Origin of the sequence: Veillonella sp. 27098_8_77 (assembly GCF_041431535.1) — a bacterium.
Taxonomy (GTDB): Bacteria; Bacillota; Negativicutes; order Veillonellales; family Veillonellaceae; genus Veillonella.
In genome coordinates, this window is record NZ_JAPVXW010000013.1 from 24,462 (window position 1) to 45,849 (window position 21,388).

A 21,388-nucleotide genomic window follows, 5' to 3' on the forward strand; every position below is an offset into this window, starting at 1 on the left:
ATTCATACAAAAAATGGTGGGAAATATGATACACTATAGGTATATCGAAATATTTTTATTTGATATGATTTATAATTTCATACAGGGAGGATTTATCTAATGTTAGATAAACTATTTAAACTCAATGAACGAGGTACCTCCGTTAAAACCGAGATTTTAGCAGGTATTACCACGTTTATCACGATGGCGTACATCCTATTTTTGGCGCCAAACATCTTGAGTCTTGCTGGCATGGACAAGGATGCCGTCCTCATCGCTACAGCTTTAGGTGGTGGCCTCGTAACGATTGCTATGGGTTTATTTGTTAACTATCCAATCGCACTGGCTCCAGGGGTTGGCCTCTTAGCCTTTTATTCCTTTACCGTAGTTCTCGGTATGGGCGTATCATGGCAAACGGCACTAGGTGCGGTGTTCATTTCCGGTCTCGTATTCCTCGTCTTAACGCTGACATCAATACGACAAATGATCGTTGTAGGTATACCGGCTTCTATGAAAGTCGCTATTACCGTTGGTATTGGGCTATTTATCTCCATTATCGGTTTAAAACTATCCGGTTTAATGGCGATTTCCATCAGCTTATCTCCTAACTCCTTAGGCCAAGTTGTACAAACACATGGTAATCTAGTACCTCCAGCATCTGAAGCATTGTTAACACTAGGTAACTTGCACAGTGGCGAAACATTGTTGGCCCTATTCAGCCTCATCTTTACAGCTCTATTGATGGCTCGTAAGATTCAAGGGTCTCTCTTGATTGGTGTGTTGGTAACAACAATTGTGTCCTATGTAACAGGACTATCTACAATGCCTGAGAACTTCACTGTACTAGCAGTGCCTGATTTCTCTAAGACAGCATTCCTTCAATTAGATATTCCTAGTGCTTTTCATATGGGCATAATTACCATTATCTTCTCCTTCACCTTCGTAGAATTATTCGACTCTATGGGGACTTTGATTGGTACTGCTACAGAGGCAAAAATTGCGGATCCTAAGACTGGTAAATTCCCTGGCCTTGGTAAAGCGATGACTGTCGATGCTATCGGTGTTAGTGCGGGTGCATTGCTCGGTACATCTACGATTACTGCCTTTGTTGAAAGTGCAGCAGGTGTAGGTGCTGGTGGCCGTACAGGCTTAACAGCTGTTACAACAGGCGTGTTATTCCTAATCTGCTTGTTCTTAGCTCCATTGGTATCCTTGGTGCCAAATGCAGCCACATCTCCTGTTCTTATCATCGTTGGTGCCCTCATGTTAGGTGCTATCCGCAATATCGACTTCGACGATTGGACAGAAGGCTTCCCTGCATTCCTCGTTATCGTTTTGATGCCGTTCACATACAGCATTGCAAACGGTATCTCTGCAGGTCTTATTGCATACCCTCTACTCAAAATCATTGCAGGTCGTGCAAGAGAAGTTAACTGGATTATGTACGTATTAGCGGTACTTGTAATCATCCGCTACGTATTCTTCTAATTAATACATAAAGAATCTATCTCCTAGATATTTTACTAATATCTTTAGGGATAGATTCTTTTTTATTAACGAATCGTTTTTAAACCGATTAAATCTGTACGACTAAAATCGATATTTTTTAACGGCACTACATGATCTTTATAAAACTCTGCTTCAGATGCTTTCACAGGCACTTGGAAGAACAAGAAATACGCCATATTATCCTTGTACCACGTAACACTGCGTACTAAGTCCTTATCTACATCACCGGTATAGTGCACATCACCAGTTGGGGTAGCGTCAGTTCACTGTACGCCATGGCAATCCGATTGTTTCATAATGAGGCCAATCAGGCTCATCATTTTGTTTAACGTTTTTCGCATCGTTTTCTTCAACATGTTGCTTATCATTGCGGTCACCACGTAATCGAGTATCATCAGAAGCCACGTTACTTAATGACCCTACTGAATCTACAATTTTACTTACATAGTCTTGGGTTCTTAAAGAAGCAAAGTAGAGCATATACACTTTATTATCTTTTTCCCAATAAGCAATTTGAATAGCGTCTTTACTAGAACTTAATGTATGTACAGAGATTCCATTAGGGGTAGTAAAGCTAACTGCATCCTTAGCATTGTATTTTGTCTTTTCCAATATAGGCTTTACTACGGTATCAATAGCCCACCCCATGCGATATACAATATCTGTATTAGAGAAGGTTAATTTTGGACCATATTCTCCATTACGGCCCGTTTCTGTATAAACGATTTCTAATACATCATGGTCCTTGGCCTTTACATCGCGTACTGCATAGTCTTTAGGCATATAAGATGGAATTTGTAAATCATAGCCAAAATCATTTGTACTTGCGTCAACATTATGATGTACTATATCACCATTATCAAGTTGATCATACCAGCGATAACGTTCCATAAGTTCTTTATTATATTCATCAATTGTTTTAGTAGAAGTCTTCGTAATCGGATAGTTTCCTAATAGTTCATAGCGTGAGCTATCTATACTTTTAACAGGCACGATATGTTCCTTATAGAATTCAGCATCAGCTGCTTTCACAGGTTCTAAGAACAATAAGGAGTACGCCATGCCATCCTTTGTCCACGTAATACTACGGATTAGTTGTGCTGCTGGATTACCTGTATAATATACCTCACCAGATTCACCTTGTTTAGACCATTCAAAATCTTTATATTCAGCTGGAATGTACGCTGTATCTCTTACGGTATCCACGGAATAGCCCATTCGATAGGCCATAGCATTAGTAATAAATTTTTTCCCATCCTGATAGATTGGCGCTCCTTTTTGGTAATATACAACCTCTAGTACATCATTTCGATCGTGACGCGCTGTATACAGCTGATATCCAAAAGGTATATAACTAGGTACCTCAGCCTCATATGGCAGTTTCTCAGCAGCCTCTACGATTCCCTTAAAGTTACGAGCACCATCTTGAGTCATCAAAGGCCAGCCTACTAATTGCGTTCTTGGTTTTTGTATAATGGCAGAAGCATTATCCACATTTTTGGTAATAGTTTTAGAATCAAATGCGACCTCAGTATTATTATTAGATACAGACTGATTAACAGTATCTGCTGATGCATAGCTTATAGATAGTAGTCCCATAGCGATGGCAGCAAAAATTGACTTACCCATAGGTTTCTTCATGTTCCCTCCTATTATAAAAATTTATAATATAGTTCTCACATATAATGATATATTTTCTTATTTATATCAAAATCGAGAAACCGATTCTGTAGCTCTAGCTACTTCATAGAACTTTTATCTTTCCATTTTTGCATGCATAGTTATAAGGCAATAATTTCTCTAGGATTTACGAGTCCGATAAAAAAAACATCCTAGTAAGCTCTATATCATAATAGAGTTCAATAGGATGTCGAATCATTATTTAGTTAAGGGAGGCATAATAATATCTTCCTCAAGCTGTCTTCGTCTCTTTGCGGTATAGGCGACCACTTTAATTTGAACGACGCCCACAGAGTTTACCATAGCTTCCGTAAAAGTAAATTCACGATTTGTTTGATGGTTCATCAACACTTGTAGACCATGAGCCTTTTCTTCAATAGACTCTAAGTAGATAGCCTCTCCTCGTCCCATAACACTAGAATAAACTGAACTATATGCACAAGGAATATCTCCACCGGAAACAAGGGCCTCATCACTGCCATCAATTTCAATAAATACATGAGGATTTGCTTTAATCAAATCAAACTTCTTTCCCTCATGATGTCCATGAACATAGATATAAAGTACCTTATCTATAAATTCATATCCAAAATGTAGGGGCACTACATAAGGGTAATCACCATCCATCATGCCTAGGTGAATGATGCGAGTGCTATTTAAAATGCTCTTAATTTCTTCTATATCTGTAATTCTTCGATCTTGTCGTCTCATAATGACCTCCACGATTTTACGTAAAAGATAATCTGTCAATTATTATAGCAAATTTTGAAAACCTTTTAACGCATAGTATGCTTTTAAAAGTATGAATACTCTTTCTTTTATTCGTATATTAATAATACTATTTGCACGATATGTCTACTGTAAAAATACATTTGACTTTTTATAATAGATACTGTATGATAAGAAAATAGTTTTATATATTCTATAGATTATGAAAGTTATGGTCATCCATGGCTTTTTGTATTTATAGGTAGTTTGTAGAAAAGAGGTCTTTACTATGTCTGATACGAATCAGTTAGAACGGGGCCTTAAGAATCGCCACGTACAGTTGCTTGCCATCGGCGGTGCCATTGGTACAGGCTTATTCTTAGGTTCCGGTCGGGCCATCCATTTGGCAGGTCCATCCATTCTTTTTGCTTATCTCATAACTGGTCTTATTTGTTTCTTTGTAATGAGAGCGTTAGGGGAATTATTATTATCTAATCTTAATCATCATTCCTTTATCGATTTTGTAGAAGATTATCTAGGTGATCGCGCTGCGTTCATCACAGGATGGACATATTGGTTCTGTTGGCTATCACTAGCCATGGCCGATTTAACGGCCGTCGGACTGTATATGCAATACTGGATACCATGGCTTCCCCAATGGGTACCAGCCCTCGTCGTCTTAATAGCCTTGTTGCTTATGAATTTAACAGCTGTAAAGCACTTTGGGGAAATGGAATTTTGGTTTGCCATGATTAAGGTCATTGCCATTGTGTCCCTTATCATCATCGGCTTAATCATGATTTTCTCTGGGTTTAGTACCGATGCGGGTGTAGCGGCGGCCTTTAGTAATTTATGGAATTACGGCGGATGGTTTCCGAATGGAACAATGGGCTTTATTCTATCCTTCCAAATGGTCGTATTTGCGTTCACAGGCATTGAACTTGTAGGGTTGACCGCAGGTGAAACTGAAAACCCTGAAAAGGTTATTCCAATGGCCATCAATAATATTCCATTGCGTATTATTTTATTCTACATTGGTTCCTTGGCCATCATCATGAGTATTTACCCATGGACAGCCGTTAACCCTGCAGCCAGCCCATTTGTGGCCGTATTTACAGCCGTTGGTATTACGGCCGCAGCAGGTATCGTCAACTTTGTTGTGCTTACCTCTGCCGCATCCGCCACAAATTCTGGTATTTTTAGTACAGGTCGTATGATTTATGCCCTTGCTAAACGCGGTCATGCACCTAAATCAATGCGCCGCTTAACACACAGCAGCGTGCCATACCAAGCGACTATTTTCTCTGCTGCCGTACTACTTATTACAGTTGTACTTAACTATGTAATGCCAGAAGCAGTCTTCGTTATGATTACATCTATCTCTACATTCTGCTTCATCTTTATCTGGGCTATCATGGTTATTTGCCATTTAAAATATCGCAAAAAAAATTCTGAATTAGCGGCAAAATCTAAATTTAAAATGCCTCTATATCCAGTGATGAACTATTTAATTCTTGCGTTCTTTGCTTTCATTCTTATTATCTTGGCCTTGAATGATGACACAAGAGTTGCCTTATTCTTTACACCAGTTTGGTTTATTATCTTATGGGCCTTCTATTCCATGCTCAATACAGGGGATGAAGATACACTTGAAGAAGAACTATTAGACCTAGCAGGTGCTAAAAAACAAGCTAAAAAACAAACAACAGATGATCACGATGATTATGTAATTTAACACAAAGCCCCTACCTCGCCGAGGTAGGGGCTTTCACTATATCCAAACTATTTTAAATTTGGAAAATTAATTTGTTCATACTGTTGTTGATAGATTGAACTATCGCCTATATTTTCATCGTAATTCATAATGGTTCGAATCCGACGACCTTGACTGGTAACAATAATATCTATAGAAGAAGGAATTTCCTGATTCGTTTGTTGTAGATACATATACAAATCCTGCAACGCCTGAGCCTGACGTAATGCTCCTGCCCTATATTTTCCCTTAGATAAACCAGTATTTTTAATAGTTTGACCACTATAAGCTTGACCCATCATATCCGTATAATAGAATCTAACTATATTTTCAGATGGCATAGCCTTAATATATATGGTTTTCCAGTTCTTTTTAATCATCGACTTAGTAGACACGGCCACATTATTCACTAATGTTTGTGTTTGTTTATTGATTTCTTTTGTAGTACCATTCCCTACCGAGATTTCATCATTCATCGGCATTTGAAGCATAGTCGTGGTTGGGTCTGGTTTAACTTGTTTAGCATCTACTGGTTGCATGCCACAAATACTAACCGCAGTCATAACTGCTAATGTGGATAACATAAATTTATTCATATCGGTTACTCTTTATATAAAATTAGTTACTAAAATCCGTATCCACAATAGCAAATTGTGTATAATCTGGATAACGGTTATGAAGTTCTGCCTTAATCTTTTCTAATGTACGATGTGGATCTTCTTCGTCAAAGTTAAAGATAATATCATAATAGATAATCTTTTTATCTTCTCGTACGTAGAAAGCATGGATTTGAACTACATTGGTGTATAAGCTTATAACTTGATCAAGCGCTTTTTTGATTTCAAGAACCTCTACGCTTGGTTGATTTTCCGCGTATACGCCGACAGTCATATTAATGCCAAACTTTTTATAAAGATGAACTGCAATTCCCTTAGTTAAAGGATGGACCTCGCCTACTGTCATCGTATCTGGCAACGAAATATGAACAGAACCAATCACTTCACCTGGTCCATAGCTATTTAGCACTAAGTCATATACACCACCTACATTTGGATGTTGTGCAATGGTTTCCTTAATATTTCGGATGAGATTGTCATCGGCACGAACACCAAGCAAATGATTATACATATCCCGTAAAATCTCGTAGGCTGCTTTCAAAATTAATAGAGAAATTAGAGCCCCTACATAGCCTTGAATATCTACATTAAGGAAATATACTAAGCCTGCAGACACCAATGTAGCAAAGGTAATCACCGCATCAAAAAGGGCATCAATACCAGAGGCTACAAGGGCATCAGATTTATATTTCTCACCTTGCGACTTAATGTATCGGCCCATCACAACCTTTACGACGATGGCAACGGCGATAATAGCAAGACTTGGAATATCAAATGTGGATACCTCTGGATGAAGAATTTTATCTATCGACTCCTTAAGGGACCCAACGCCTGCACCGAGAATGATGAAAGCAATAGCCATAGTGGTCATATATTCTATACGGCCATGTCCAAATGGATGTTCCTTATCGGCTCCTTTTGCGGCCAGTTTTGTACCGGCAATTGTCAATACCGACGAAAGAACGTCTGTTAAGTTATTTACCGCATCAAGGATTATGGCGATGGAATTCGATGCTAATCCTATTATCATTTTAAAGATGACAAGCACCACATTGCCTATAATCCCCTTAATGCTGGCGAGCGTAATGCCTCGATTACGTTCTACGCTATTTTCTTGTAAAATCATACTATTACACCTCTTACACAATATATGTACTTAATGAATCACATACATATTTACGTCTATTTGTATTATAGCTTATGGATTATCATTTGTCACGATATTTTTCGATATATCTTTATGAAATCCATTGATTTTACTGAACTTATCAGTCATTCTCATTTCTCAATTAGAAACTTTTATATATTTTAGAACTCATTCTATTACTGAATGCCCATTCTGGTTAAGCTTGAACAGTTATACGGTCTCCAGAACGCATGTGTGTAAAAACAACCTTCATTGCGCGTAGTGCAAATGGTTCTCCCGTAAATTTTGCCCCATACAATGTATCCCCTAACAAAGGATGACCTATATGACTGAAAGCCACTCGGATTTGATGTGTTTTTCCCGTATATAAGCGAACTGCCACTACTGTACATGGCTGATTTCCTAAGTTATGCACAGAATTATCCACAATTACACCTTGTTTATCCACAGTATTCACTGTGCTGTCCACATTTTTATGGGATATATCCACAATATTTTGTAGGTTATGCACAGAGTTATCCACAATCCCATTCGGATAGCGGTGTAAAACGGTAAAATCAGTCCGTGTTTCTTTCCCCTTAGAATTTACTTCGTAATGAATGCCATCAATACTTCTATCCATAGGAAACACCAACGAATCCGAATCTGCTTCAACAATGCCTTCAACGATTGCCATATACCATTTCTCAAAGGTGTTATCGTCCATTTGTTGTTGATATAAACTTTGGGCTAAACCACTTTTAGCAATCACTATACATCCTGTGGTATCACGATCAAGACGATTTAAAAAGCGAATTTTTCTCTTAATGCTATGTTCTTTAAAATAGTGGGCGATGCCATTAGCAAGGGATACTTGATTCTTTGAATTTACCGTAACACCGGCAGGCTTATCCACGATGAGCAAATCATCATCTTCATAGAGAATATGTAAATCCATTGCAATTGGATCGTGGTCGATTTTTTCTTTAGCCATGGCAATCCAAATTTCATCATCTACGACAACCTCTGTATGAGGTGTTGCCTTATGACCATTTACATGGATTAACTTTTCATCAAATAGCTTTACCATCGCTTTTCTAGGATATTTAGTATCTAGCAGTTGCCCTAATGTTATAGCATCTGTAGTTGCATGTTGTACGGATTCTATATCCTGTGTAGTAACTGACCAAAGAATATCATCTGGTCTATGCGTTTTTCGTACCATTACATACTCCTTTCTACGAGTTTTGGATCTCGTGGCATATAATCTAGGAATGTACTTGGTGCTGTGCCTTGGCCGCGTTGTGATTCATTGGTATAGGTAATAACCAGCTCCTGTTTTGGCCTTGTAATCGCCACATAGAACAAGCGTTTTTCCTCATCTTCGTTTCCTTCTCGTAAGGACATAAAACTAGGGAATGTCCCTTGATTCATACCCGCCAAAAATACATGGTCAAACTCACTACCCTTTGCTTGGTGAACCGTAATAATCGGTATCTTAGATTGTTTACTCATCTGTTGTGGCTCACCGGCCGTCAAGGCAGCCAATTGAAGAATATGATTGAGTCTAGCTAATCCCGTCGTGCCTTCATATTCCTTATCTAATGATTCCATAATACGATACAGATCTCGTATATGTTCAACCTTAGCCATTTCAGCATGACTCTTATAATAGTCTAGTACGCCCATTTGATTCATAATATAGGCCAATAACTCCGTAGGATTATCGGTATGCATCTTTCTTCTCAAGGTCGCCATTTGGGACGCAATCGTTGTGAAAGCCGCCTTATATTGATTAATAGCAACCATGCGATCCGTCGTTGTGGGCACAATATTTTCATGAACCGCATAGATTAACAACTGGCCTGTAGCGATAATATCATCCATCGCATTATGGGTAGGCGTATGATTAATTGGAAAATGATTCGATAAAAATCCTAACTTGTGATTCTCCAGCGTAGGATAGAACCGTCTAAAGATATCTAGTGTATCATATACAGCCTTAAAGTGAGGTTCACCTAAATTATGACGCGCTAATTCATGACTTAAAATGCTAATATCGTAATTTACATTATGACCTACAATAATACGATTGTTAGAAAATTCTTTGAAAGCCTCTAATACGACTTTTGGGCTTTCACCATGCTCTGCTAAATATGCATCCGTAAAACCATGTACGAGTTGAGATGTGCCCACTGATTTACCAGGATTGATAAACCGTTCAAACCGTTCTATTTCATTACCATCTTTATCAATGCGCATCGCCGCGATTTGGATAATGCGGTCCTCTGTCGTATCTGTGCCGGTGCTTTCCACGTCGTATACTACGACATCACCCGCCTCAAGACCAGCTACTAATTTAGCATATGGCTCAGATTCAAAGATAGGCATATCCATAAAATCCGTTAACTTTAGCCCTACACTGCGATTCTTAGGACTTTCAATATCTCGAATCCTCGCGTCCCCAATGCCCGATACATAGCGTTTGATGATGCGCTTCGCACTGACCGCATCATTAGGATTCATCAAGAGCTTAAAGTATGCCATGATATCCTTAATCTCCTGACGGCGGAAGAATTTATATTCATCAATAATCATGAACGGACGACATTCAGATTCTGACTTGTCTTGATTATATCGTTCAAACTGTTCACTTAAACGTTGCGCCTTGCGGTTATCGCGAACCAACACGCCGACAGAAGCATCCTTAGGAAGTGCACAGATTCGGTCATAGATAAATTTAGATTCCGTATATTCGTTGCGACAACCTTTCACAAGGATAGGTGCCCCATCACTAGCACTGTTAGCCTCTGGCATTTCATCGTACACAGTTCCAACGAGTTGAGGAAACATGTTCTGCAATGTTTTAAAAGCCATTGTAAACAAGGTACGATTAGAGCGATAGTTTTTATAGAATATAATTTTTAGAGGATTAAAATCTCTGGTAAATGCTTCGAGCAATCGGAATGGATCTGAGCCGCGCCATTCGTAGATGGTTTGGAAATAGTCGCCACACAAGAGAACGTGATTGCCTTTCCATAGCATTTCCATAACCTTATACTCTAATGAGCCCGTATCTTGCATTTCATCGACGGAAATATATTGATAGCGACTACGCCAGCGCTCTCGAATATCAGGATTTTGAAATAATCGGTGCACACCACAGATTAAATCAGTAAAATCTACGCCGTGAACTGATTGTAAGCTTTCATCATAACGGGCAATCCATTCGTGACCATGAGCCCAAAAATCAGCTAATTCATCAGTAGCAAGAGCATTATAGTTGTAAAATAGTTTTTCTATTTGTTTAGATTGGTCTTGCTCTAAACGTTGTATCGTTCGTTTATAATCATCTATCATCGAATCAGAATAGAATTCATAGATAGAACGATGTTCCTTTACCACACTGATGAGACTAGCAAAATTCACATCTCGCATATTCTTTGGTTTATACGGCAAATATAGTTCTTTACAATCCTCTTCATCAAATATGGTCACATCTGTATAGAGCGACTCATCTCGTTTGCCCTCTTGTTGAAGAACGTAAAAACAAAAGCTGTGGAATGTACTAATCTCCACAGCCTTTGCAGGTTGGCCAACGAGGGATTCGATGCGCGACTTCATCTCCTGCGCCGCCTTATTTGTAAAGGTCATGCACAAGATCTGATGCGCCTCGCAGCGACCACTTTCAATAATATGGGCCACTCGATAAGCCAGTGTATTCGTTTTTCCCGTCCCAGCGGACGCCAACAAGAGGATATTTCTATCTAGTTCATCGATGACGCGTTGTTGCTCGCTATTGATAACCATAATATCCTCTCCTTATATTATAAGCCGTAGTATAAAGCGGCCAGTGCCATCGGTATTGGCCCCAATAATATGGTCAAGGCCCATACACCAAAGCCAATATCCATCGGTATATGTAAGACATGAACACATACTAGATATGTTACAATGCCTAACACCACATTTAAAGCTACCTTTTTAATTGTGAAAAAAGCAAGTTTTAAGGCGATAACAATGACAAATACAGATATAATCGCATCAGTCATAGGCGCCGCCAATAATGGCGCGAGTAATACGTTCATATTATCCTTTCATCTCCTGACGGTTTACAACGGCACCGCCCAAGGTTAATTCATCGGCATATTCGATATCGCCACCTACAGGAACACCACGGGCAATACGCGTTACCTTAATGCCGGTCGGCGCTAGTAAACGTGCCAAATACAAAGCCGTCGCTTCTCCTTCTACATCGGGATCCGTTGCGAGAATAACCTCTTGTACGACACCATCACGCAAACGAGCAATCAGCTCTTTAACGCGAATATCTTCGGCACCGATGCCCTCTAAAGGTGACAACGCCCCCTCTAAGACATGGTAGAGCCCCTTATAATCACCACTGCGTTCAATGGCGATAACATCACGAGACGTTTCAACCACCATAATCGTGGTTTGATCCCGATTAGGATTAGAGCAAAACTCACAAGGGTCTTGTGCAGATAAATTAAAACAGATAGAACAATGGCGGGTTGCCCCTTTGGCTTCAACAATAGTATTGACCAATCGGTCCACCTCTTCTTGAGGCATTTCCACAAGATGGTACGCCAAGCGACGGGCAGATTTTGATCCGATGCCTGGCAATCTGCGCAACTGTTCTACGAGCCGTTCTAATGCGTTTGTCATTTAGAATAAACCTGTTGGCAAATTAAGACCACCTGTTACCTTGCCCATTTCTTGAGACAATAGGTCATCTACCTTTTTGCTTGCTTCATTAACAGCAGCCATCACCAAATCTTCAAGCATTTCCACATCTTCAGGATCAACTGCAGAAGGGTTCAATTTCAAAGATTCAATCATCTTTTCGCCATTCATAACAACAGTAACGGCACCGCCACCTACGGATGCTTCTACTGTGCGAGTTTTTAACTCTTCTTGCATTTTTTGCATATCAGCTTGCATTTTTTGAACTTTTTTCATCATGCCTGCCATATTGCCCATACCTTTACCGAACATTGTATTTCCTCCTTATAGGACTGTGAAAGTCCCTTCAAAATAATCTAACTAACAAATAATATAATTTACTCTTCTATGACCTCTACATAAATGTCATGGTCTTCTGAAAGTTTCTCTAATGTTTTAGCCAACAGTGGGTTTTGTTGTTCTTCAACACCAATATGGTCTGGGTCCCACTGGTATTCACGCTTTGGGATGGCTTCTACCTCCACGGTGGCGCCGCTATCCATGGGCCGATTGATAACTTCCCCATCATCGGTCATCACCTGCGTCCCATCAAGACTCATAACAGGTATACCGCCATCATCATGTATAACTGATTTTGATTTAAGTGTATCGGAATCGTCTTTACTGCTAGGAGGGTTTATACCTCTTGCTTTAAGAGCCGCTAACGCAGCTTGTTTGGCATCATTTCGTGCGTCAGAGCTTATAGGCTCTTTAGATTTCACCTCATTATGTACAGTGTCATTTTCGCTAGGTGTAGACGCTGTAGTTTCACCACTATCCAGCAAATCTGATTCTACTGGTGGTGGCGGAGCCTCTACAACGTGTGCGAGTTGTGATTTTTTCGGTGGTACAGCCCGATTGGACCGTGCACCACTAGCTATCATATATTCTTTATAGACATCGGTTTCTATATCGACAATCTCTAAAGACACCGCATAGCCCAACGCATACTGGAATGCCAGTGCAATTTCATTTCGATTTGCCTCATTAGTAGCCAGCGTTAGAGATATTCCCTTTTTAAAAGCCACAACTGCTTTTTCACGATCCACATAAATAACTTGGCCTTGACCAATGATATTATATGCTAATCCCTTATCGCTGTCCTTTAGATATTTTATCACAGTACTCTGAATGGTTCTATATTCCCCAGAGTCCACCATGGTTTCACCAATAACTGCTACGTGACTAATACCGGTATTCTTTTTCCGCCCTGCTTTTTCCGCTGTTCGAGATGCACTCGCATTAGGTGGTGTTACACCTAAACTAGTCATGGGTGGTGGCGTCATACCAACACCATTCATAGGCGGTGGTACAGTTCCAGCCACTGGCGGAGGTGTCAAACCTGTAGCAGCCGTTTGTGTACTGGAGCTAGGCTTCGATTCCGCTACAGTAGGTGAAGGCCTATAATTTGTTGGTACCTCATGAATGGTAACTGATTCATATTCCTCCATAGGCGGTGGAATGAAATCATCGTCTACCACATTTGACCTTGATGCATTAGGTGTTGCCACAAAATTAATAGATGGCCCCCCCATCAGTGGACCTTGTTGTTCCAACTTAGCCAATCGGTTAAAAAGCCCGTCACGAGATTCTCGCTCTGCATGTTCCAAGGCGGATAAGCGCTCTTCTACATCCGCATTAGCCTTTGATACACCTGCACATAATACGAGCAATCCCATTTCAATAACTGTACGCGGATTATCTACTTGTTTTGCATCATTCATAATGGATTGCAGTTGTTTAATATATTGATTAATGGTTCCAAAATCTATAGCTTCTGCTTGTTCTAAGAAAGCAGTACGGAATGAATCATATACCTTTAATTCCTCCGCATCAGGTGCTACCTTTGCAATCAATAGAGCTCGTAAGTGTTGTGTTAGAGCCTCCATGATTTGAGTCCCATCACGACCTTCACTGAGCGCTTCTTGAATATATTTCAATACGGCTGGGCCATCTCCATTGTGCAAGGCGGATAGGAATTTGATAATCCAATCCTTACTCACAAGACCAATGAGTTCTTCTACAACGGCCGGAGTAATTTCGCCACTAGCCATGCCCACACATTGATCGAGAATACTTAATGCATCGCGCAAGCCCCCATCCGCATGAACTGCGATGAGCCGTGCTGCATTATCCTCTAAGGCAAAGCCTTCTTTGTCCGCTACATATTGTAAACGCTGTGCAATATCATCAGACGTAATGCGCCTAAAGGTATATCGTTGACAACGAGATACGATGGTAACAGGCAATTTTTCAATCTCAGTGGTGGCAAAGATGAACATGACATGATCTGGTGGTTCCTCTATTGTCTTTAATAGAGCATTCCACGCTTCATTGGTAAGCATATGAGCTTCGTCGATAATAAATACCTTTTTACGCCCCTCTACAGGCATAAATTTTACGCTTTCACGTAAGGCACGAATTTCATCGATACCGCGGTTCGACGCCGCATCAATTTCGAGGACGTCCATAGACTGACCACTCAAAATCGATTTACATACGCTACATTCATTACAAGGATGATCCGTAGGGCCATATTCGCAATTAATGGCACGAGCAAAAATCTTCGCCATACTCGTCTTACCTGTCCCACGAGGGCCAGCAAACAAATACGCATGGGCCACCTTATCCTCGCGAATGGCTCGCATTAATGTATCCGACACTTGATGTTGTCCAACCACATCGGTAAATGTCTGAGGACGATATTTACGATATAGCGCCATATATGCCATCGGAACACCCCCTTTTCCCTGTTAATAGTCCGTATTTAGCAATACTTTATTATACCATATTACGCAAAAAAGAGGGCGTCCTTTCACGTCCTCTATGCGTATAATCCATGCCTAATGGGGCACCCATAATCAGATAAAAAAAGCGGCCCTCAGGCCGCCTTGCAATATTCGATCACGACAGCCCCCGGGTTCCCCGTGGCACATGAAGGTTACCGCTTAGTGCTGCTACCTCTCAGTCCTGACACGATTCACAGGCCCCCATTGCACGGGCCCGAGAACTGCCATGATCCAATATTGCAATACACATATTATACATGAAAATGCCTCTATAGTCAAAGCTATAGAGGCATTCTACATTACATTCTATCTAAGTTGCATTAGAGTAGAACTTATTTTGCATATTTTTCTTTGAATGCAGCCAATTGAGCCTCTTCTAAGGACAAGCCTTGTTCTTTGAATCGTTCAATAGCAGCATGCATTTCTTCGTATGCTACAGGAACAACCTTAGTAAATCTATTTGCAAAGTTATTCCAGTTTTCAAGGATATGACGGCCTTTTGTGGAATTAGTATGCAATACATGTTGTTCGACTAACTCTTTGATGCGTTTAAGATCATCATTATTAGCAGGTCGTAATTCTACAAGACCTGTATTTACATAACGCTCATCGCAATCTAGAATGTACGCATAGCCACCGGACATACCAGCTGCAAAATTACGACCAATTTTACCGAGTACGAGAACTTCGCCACCTGTCATGTATTCACAACCATGGTCGCCTACGCCTTCCACAACAGCTGTAATACCACTGTTACGAACGGCGAAACGTTCACCAGCTACACCATTGATAAAGGATTTACCAGATGTAGCACCATAGAAGGCAACATTACCGATAAGGATGTTTTCATCAGCTTCAAAGATAGATTTCTTAGGAGGGTAAACAACGATGGTACCACCGGATAAACCTTTACCGAGGTAGTCATTTGCATCCCCTTCGAGTTCTAATGTCATGCCTTTTGGAATGAAAGCACCAAAGGATTGACCAGCAGAACCTTCAAAGTTCAACTTGATTGTGTTATCTGGAAGTCCGCTTTCACCATAACGACGTGTTACCTCAGAACCAACTAGTGTACCTACTACACGGTTAATATTGTTGATAGCCAATTTAGCGCGAATAGGTTTTTGATCTTCGATAGCAGGACGGCACATACGCAAGAGTTTGGACATATCCAATGTGCGTTCCAATTCATGGTCTTGATCGATGGTATGCATATGACCAACAGACGCATCGATGTATGGATGGAACAAGATACGTTTCAAATCGACACGAGACAATTTGAAGTTATCGTCTTGAGATTTTTGACGAACAAGGTCGATACGGCCAACGAGTTCAGCTACGGAACGGATACCTAAGCGAGCCATGATTTCACGCAATTCACGTGCGATGAAGATCATCAAGTTTTCTACATATTCAGGTTTTCCGTTGAAACGAGCACGCAATTTTTCATCTTGTGTAGCCACGCCATAAGGGCATGTGTTGAGGTTACATACACGAGCCATTTTACAGCCTACAGCTACAAGTGGTAATGTACCGAAACCGAATAACTCAGCGCCAAGCATAGCCGCAACAGCTACGTCGAAACCAGTCATCAATTTAGAATCTACCTCTAATTGAACGCGGTCACGCAAACGGTTAAGCATCAATGTTTGATGAGTTTCGGACAAACCTAATTCCCAAGGCACACCAGCGTGTTTTACAGATGTACGACCTGCCGCACCTGTACCACCATCGTAACCGGAGATTAAGATATTATCTGCTTTTGCTTTTGCCACACCGGCTGCGATAGTACCAACGCCAGCTTCGGAAGTCAATTTAACGGAAATGCGAGCATCTTTATTGACGCATTTCAAATCGTAAATCAATTCCGCCAAGTCTTCGATGGAGTAAATATCATGATGTGGTGGAGGAGAAACAAGTTCTACACCTGGTGTGGAGTGACGAGCCTTACCGATTTCAGGATATACCTTTTTACCTGGCAATTGACCACCTTCACCTGGTTTAGCACCTTGTGCACATTTGATTTGCAATTCTTTTGCATGAATCAAGTAGTTAGCAGTTACACCGAAACGACCGGATGCAATTTGTTTTACTTCAGAGTTCATACTATCCCCATTAGGCAATGGTTTAAAGCGTGCAGAATCTTCGCCACCTTCACCGGAGTTGGATGTAGAACCTAAACGATTCATTGCAATAGCGATTGTTTCATGCGCTTCTTTACTGATAGCGCCATAACTCATTGCACCTGCTTTGAAACGTTTTACGATGGATTCTTCAGGTTCAACCTCTTCAATAGGAATACCGCCGCCTACAGGGTAATTCAATTCCATTAAGGAACGCAATGTAACGTGGTAATCATTGCGAATGGCTTTAGAGTATTCTTTATATTTAGCATAGTCGCCGTTGATAAGAGAATCTTGTAACAACTCAATGGTCTTAGGGTTGAATAAATGTTCTTCCCCATCTTTCACAGGACCATACCAGCCACCTGGTTCCAGAACGGATTCGTTTTGTTTGAAAGCGCGATCAAAACGAGCCAACGCTTCGGTAGTAACACCATACAAACCAATGCCACCGATACGTGTTGGTGTATTTACGAAATATTTTTTAATGAAATCAGAGTTAAGACCTAATGCTTCAAAGATTTGAGCACCATGATAGGAACGCACTGTGGAAATACCCATTTTGGACATAACCTTCATAATGCCACCAACAGCAGCTTTAATGTAGTTTTGTTCCGCTTTTTCTAATGTAATATCACCAAGGCGTTTGCGTGCGTGTAAATCTTTGACTGTTTCAAATGCCAAATAAGGGTTGATAGCAGTTACACCATAACCAATCAATGTACAGAAATGATGTACTTCACGAGGTTCACCGGATTCAAGAATCAAGCCAATTTCTGTACGTAACACCTTGCGAATCAAGTGATTATGAACGGCTGCCACAGCTAACAATGCAGGAATTGGCGCATGATTTGCATCAACACCACGGTCAGATAAAATCAATACGTTTTGATCTGTACGTGCTGCTTCTTCTGCTTTTTCACACAATTCTTTAAGCGCTTCGCGCATTCCGTCTACACCCTTAGATGGGTCAAAGAGGATTGGCAATGTAACAGATTTCATACGACGGCAAGCAAGAGCTTTAATAGATGCCAATTCTTGGTTTGTAAGGATTGGTGTACGCATAGACAATGCATATGTACCAGTCTTATTAGGATCTGTTAAGTTGCCGGAGTTACCAAGCATTACGCGTGTAGATGTAACCATTTCTTCACGAATCGAATCGATTGGAGGATTTGTTACTTGCGCGAACATTTGCTTGAAGTAGTTATATAGTAATTGTGGTTTTTCAGAGAGGATTGCCAAAGGCGCATCGGCACCCATGGCACCTACAGGATCTTTACCATCCTTTGCCATAGGCACAATCATGCGTACCAAATCTTCTTGCGTATAACCAAATGCTTGTTGTTGCTTGAATAAATCCTCTACAGTTGGCACGTCGCTTTCATCAGCTTGTGTAATTTCAGACAAATGAATAACATGTTCTTTTACCCATTCATCATATGGCAATTCAGTTGCAATGCGTTGTTTGATTTCATCATCGGAAATGATACGTTGTTCCGCCGTATCAATAAGAAGCATTTTGCCTGGTTCCAAACGACCTTTAGCGCGAATATTTTCCGCATTTTCATTCACAACGCCCACTTCGGATGCCATGATAACGCGGTCATCTGTTGTTACATAGTAACGAGCAGGACGCAAGCCATTACGGTCGAGAACACCGCCGATAACAGTACCATCAGTGAAGCCCATAGCAGCAGGACCATCCCATGGTTCCATCATAAAGCTATTGAATTCGTAGAAGTCATGCTTTTCTTGGCTCATGAGCTTATTGCGTTCCCAAGGTTCAGGAATCATCATCATGATTGCATGAGGCAAAGAACGGCCCGTCATGTGCAAGAATTCCAATGTATTATCAAACATGGCAGAGTCGGAACCGGTATCATCAACTACAGGGAATACCTTTTTAATATCTGGGAACAATGGAGATTCCGCTTTACCTTCACGAGCATTGATCCAGTTTACGTTACCGCGAATTGTATTAATTTCACCATTGTGAACTAAGAAACGGTTAGGATGCGCCCGAGCCCAGCTTGGGAATGTATTCGTACTGAAACGGGAGTGAACCATTGCCAATGCAGATGTAAAATCAAGGTCGCTCAAATCAAGGTAAAAGTCACGCAATTGACCAGGTGTCAACATGCCTTTATATACAATTGTTTTAGAGGACAAGGATGCAATATAAAAGTCGCTAGATAGTTCCTTACTCAATGGAATAATGCGTTTTTCCGCCAATTTACGGATAACATATAATTTACGTTCAAATTCTGCATTATTCGTTACATCAGGGCCTTTTCCAATAAGAATTTGAATCATCCAAGGGCGAATCGCAGCGGCTTCCTTACCAACCTTTGTGCCATCTACTGGAACTTCACGCCAGCCGAGAACCACTTGACCTTCTTCGCGGACAACTTCTTCAAAAATACGTTTTTGCTCATTGCGAAGGCTTTCATATTTATGAGCAAAAATCATGCCCACACCATAAGAACCGGCAGCAGGCAAATTAATGCCCAATACTTCACATTCACGTTTAAAAAATTCATGTGGAATTTGTACCAAAATACCAGCACCATCGCCAGTATCCTTATCGGCACCAGCACCACCACGATGCTCTAGGCGTTCTAAAATGCGCAAGCCATCATCGATGATATCATGGGATTTTTTGCCCTTAATATTTACGACAAAACCCATACCACAGGCATCTTTTTCAAATTGGCTGCTATACATGCCATTTGCTTCGAGTCTAGCCTGATATAAACGCTGTTGTTCAATAACGCTATCATTCATCTCCATAGCTCTTGCACTCCTTCTCATATCACTTGATGTTTCACAAACTCTATTACAATCAATCTATATAGGCTCTGTGAAAGTTACTACAATTTCATATTCATATAAAATTTAGATTCTATAGAATTTAATGTCTATACACAGTATACCAAAGTCCACTGTAATTTGATAATATAAAAACCGCAACCTAAGTTGCGGTAAAATCATAACTATATGCGTATTTTGTATACATGATTCATTATACGAAAACGGGTGTTAAAAATGGGATCACAATCCTACTATACCTATTCAGCATCAATAGAACTTCAATCAAAATTTCTAACACCCTTTATATTGCCAATACTAATAATTACATATTAAGCAAATACTTCATCAAAGCGGGCTTCATCAATTAACGTTCCTACATAGAAATCGCTAAAGATACCATATCGTGCACTCGCCTCTTCAAAGCGCATATCGTAAACGATTTTCTTAAATTGGATATCATCATTACTAAAAATAGTAACGCCCCATTCCCAATCATCAAGGCCAACACCACCTGTAGTGTACTCAGACAATACCTCTAAGTATGGTCTACCTGTGATACCATGCTCACGCATCATACGACCGCGTTCTTCTTGAGGCAACATATACCAATTATCATTGCCTTCACGCTTTTTCGTCATATTGTAAAAGCAAATATATTTATCCCGTGGAACAGATGGATACAATTTAGCATCTACCTCAGGCGTATCAAGCTTAGCTTTCACATAGGCACTAACCTCTGTTACAGACGTATAAGAATACGTTTGAATAAGCACAGACGCAATCGTTAAACGACGGAACTTGCGTTCCCATTTTGCTAAATCTTCAAGAGACGGCGCCAAGATCCACAACAAAAGATCGCCCTTATAACCATTCACATCATAAAACGCATAACTGCCCTCTTTAGCTTGATGCATAGCCTCTAACTCAGCCAAGAACGCCTTTAACTCACCGCGAGCCTCAGCCTTCTCCTCTGCATCAAAACAATTCCAAGCACTAAAATCCATGGAAAACACCATATGTTGACTATGCCAACCCTCAACAGTAGGAATTGCCTTACCCATAATACCACTCCTTTTCACATAAAATATATAAAAAACACTATTTACAATTACAAAAATCACTCAACCAAGTCGAGGCCCTGGGCCGAAGACCGTTTTCCTCTACGCCAGGCTAAAGAACCTTGTGCTAGCTGGAGCCTAAAATCCGCTATAGTAGGCAATGGATAAGCCTTCTGAAGCGACTTTAGTAAGTCAAGGCCCTAGGCCGAAGACTGTTCCCCTCTAGTCTAGGCTAAAGAAACCTTGTGCTACGGTTGTTCAAGGAAATATACAGTAGGTGAGGTATGGGCGTCAATAGGCGACCATTGTACATTCAGCATCTATTAATGCAGGCGATGGATAAGCCTTCTGAAGCGACTTTAGTAGGTCAAGGCCCTAGGCCGAAGACCGTTAAGCTAGCTGGAGCTGAAGGAGGCTTATCCATCACCGGCAACGTAGTATACTCATGCCAACATCCTATTGGCGCCCATACCGAACCGGCCACGTAGA

General features: G+C 40.6%; 14 protein-coding genes, 1 other RNA gene and 1 pseudogene. 3 read left to right on the forward strand and 13 right to left on the reverse strand.

All coding sequences use genetic code 11. The features are described 5' to 3' along the window. Positions 1-99: 99 nt before the first annotated feature. The gene (locus tag O3617_RS07775; protein ID WP_371449446.1) at positions 100-1,467 is read left to right on the forward strand and encodes an NCS2 family permease; all 1,368 of its coding nucleotides are present in this window, start codon (positions 100-102) and stop codon (positions 1,465-1,467) included. Positions 1,468-1,532: 65 nt separating this feature from the next. On the opposite strand, the pseudogene O3617_RS07780 reads toward O3617_RS07775, so the two are convergent. Together O3617_RS07780 and O3617_RS07785 are read right to left on the reverse strand one after the other, a co-directional pair. Further along, positions 1,533-2,379, reverse strand: a pseudogene (locus O3617_RS07780) (hypothetical protein). A 987-nt stretch (positions 2,380-3,366) separates the two neighbouring features. Beyond that, on the reverse strand, positions 3,367-3,879 hold the full coding sequence (locus tag O3617_RS07785) for a pyridoxamine 5'-phosphate oxidase family protein (RefSeq protein ID WP_371449447.1): 513 nt from the start codon (positions 3,877-3,879) through the stop codon (positions 3,367-3,369). Positions 3,880-4,165: 286 nt separating this feature from the next. Between O3617_RS07785 and O3617_RS07790 the strand changes: the two genes are divergently transcribed. After that, positions 4,166-5,611 carry an amino acid permease gene (locus O3617_RS07790; RefSeq protein ID WP_005377297.1) on the forward strand — a complete coding sequence of 482 codons (1,446 nt, stop codon included), beginning with the start codon at positions 4,166-4,168 and terminating at the stop codon, positions 5,609-5,611. Positions 5,612-5,658: 47 nt separating this feature from the next. Here the strand turns inward: O3617_RS07790 and O3617_RS07795 are convergent, their stop codons facing one another. From O3617_RS07795 to hemQ, 11 genes are all read right to left on the reverse strand, one after another. After that, the gene (locus O3617_RS07795) at positions 5,659-6,225 is read right to left on the reverse strand and encodes an immunity protein YezG family protein (protein ID WP_371449448.1); all 567 of its coding nucleotides are present in this window, start codon (positions 6,223-6,225) and stop codon (positions 5,659-5,661) included. Between the two features lie 22 nt (positions 6,226-6,247). Beyond that, complete coding sequence (locus tag O3617_RS07800) at positions 6,248-7,372, reverse strand: cation diffusion facilitator family transporter (RefSeq protein WP_371449449.1); 1,125 nt, start codon at positions 7,370-7,372, stop codon at positions 6,248-6,250. A gap of 217 nt (positions 7,373-7,589) precedes the next feature. Then, positions 7,590-8,597: an RluA family pseudouridine synthase gene (locus O3617_RS07805; protein WP_371449450.1), complete on the reverse strand. Its 1,008-nt coding sequence runs from the start codon at positions 8,595-8,597 to the stop codon at positions 7,590-7,592. After that, entirely contained in the window at positions 8,597-11,182 is a 2,586-nt protein-coding gene (locus tag O3617_RS07810; protein ID WP_371449451.1) for a 3'-5' exonuclease, read from the reverse strand. The genes O3617_RS07805 and O3617_RS07810 overlap by 1 nt, the downstream gene beginning before the upstream one ends. 17 nt (positions 11,183-11,199) lie before the next feature. Beyond that, positions 11,200-11,460, reverse strand: a complete 261-nt coding sequence (locus tag O3617_RS07815) for a hypothetical protein (RefSeq protein WP_371449452.1) — start codon at positions 11,458-11,460, stop codon at positions 11,200-11,202. Between the two features lies 1 nt (position 11,461). After that, on the reverse strand, positions 11,462-12,058 hold the full coding sequence (gene recR / locus O3617_RS07820; RefSeq protein WP_005384103.1) for a recombination mediator RecR: 597 nt from the start codon (positions 12,056-12,058) through the stop codon (positions 11,462-11,464). Beyond that, positions 12,059-12,388 carry a YbaB/EbfC family nucleoid-associated protein gene (locus O3617_RS07825; protein ID WP_156717596.1) on the reverse strand — a complete coding sequence of 110 codons (330 nt, stop codon included), beginning with the start codon at positions 12,386-12,388 and terminating at the stop codon, positions 12,059-12,061. A 65-nt stretch (positions 12,389-12,453) separates the two neighbouring features. Beyond that, positions 12,454-14,847, reverse strand: coding sequence for a DNA polymerase III subunit gamma/tau (gene dnaX / locus O3617_RS07830; protein WP_371449453.1), 2,394 nt, complete (start codon positions 14,845-14,847; stop codon positions 12,454-12,456). Positions 14,848-15,025: 178 nt separating this feature from the next. Continuing rightward, an RNA gene (gene ffs / locus O3617_RS07835) (signal recognition particle sRNA small type) lies at positions 15,026-15,125 on the reverse strand. 111 nt (positions 15,126-15,236) lie between these two features. Further along, positions 15,237-19,820 carry a glutamate synthase large subunit gene (gene gltB, locus O3617_RS07840; RefSeq protein WP_371449454.1) on the reverse strand — a complete coding sequence of 1,528 codons (4,584 nt, stop codon included), beginning with the start codon at positions 19,818-19,820 and terminating at the stop codon, positions 15,237-15,239. Positions 19,821-20,170: 350 nt separating this feature from the next. Beyond that, positions 20,171-20,902: a hydrogen peroxide-dependent heme synthase gene (gene hemQ / locus O3617_RS07845; protein WP_371449455.1), complete on the reverse strand. Its 732-nt coding sequence runs from the start codon at positions 20,900-20,902 to the stop codon at positions 20,171-20,173. Positions 20,903-21,183: 281 nt separating this feature from the next. Between hemQ and O3617_RS07850 the strand changes: the two genes are divergently transcribed. Then, positions 21,184-21,387, forward strand: coding sequence for a hypothetical protein (locus O3617_RS07850; RefSeq protein WP_371449456.1), 204 nt, complete (start codon positions 21,184-21,186; stop codon positions 21,385-21,387). Position 21,388 lies beyond the last annotated feature (1 nt).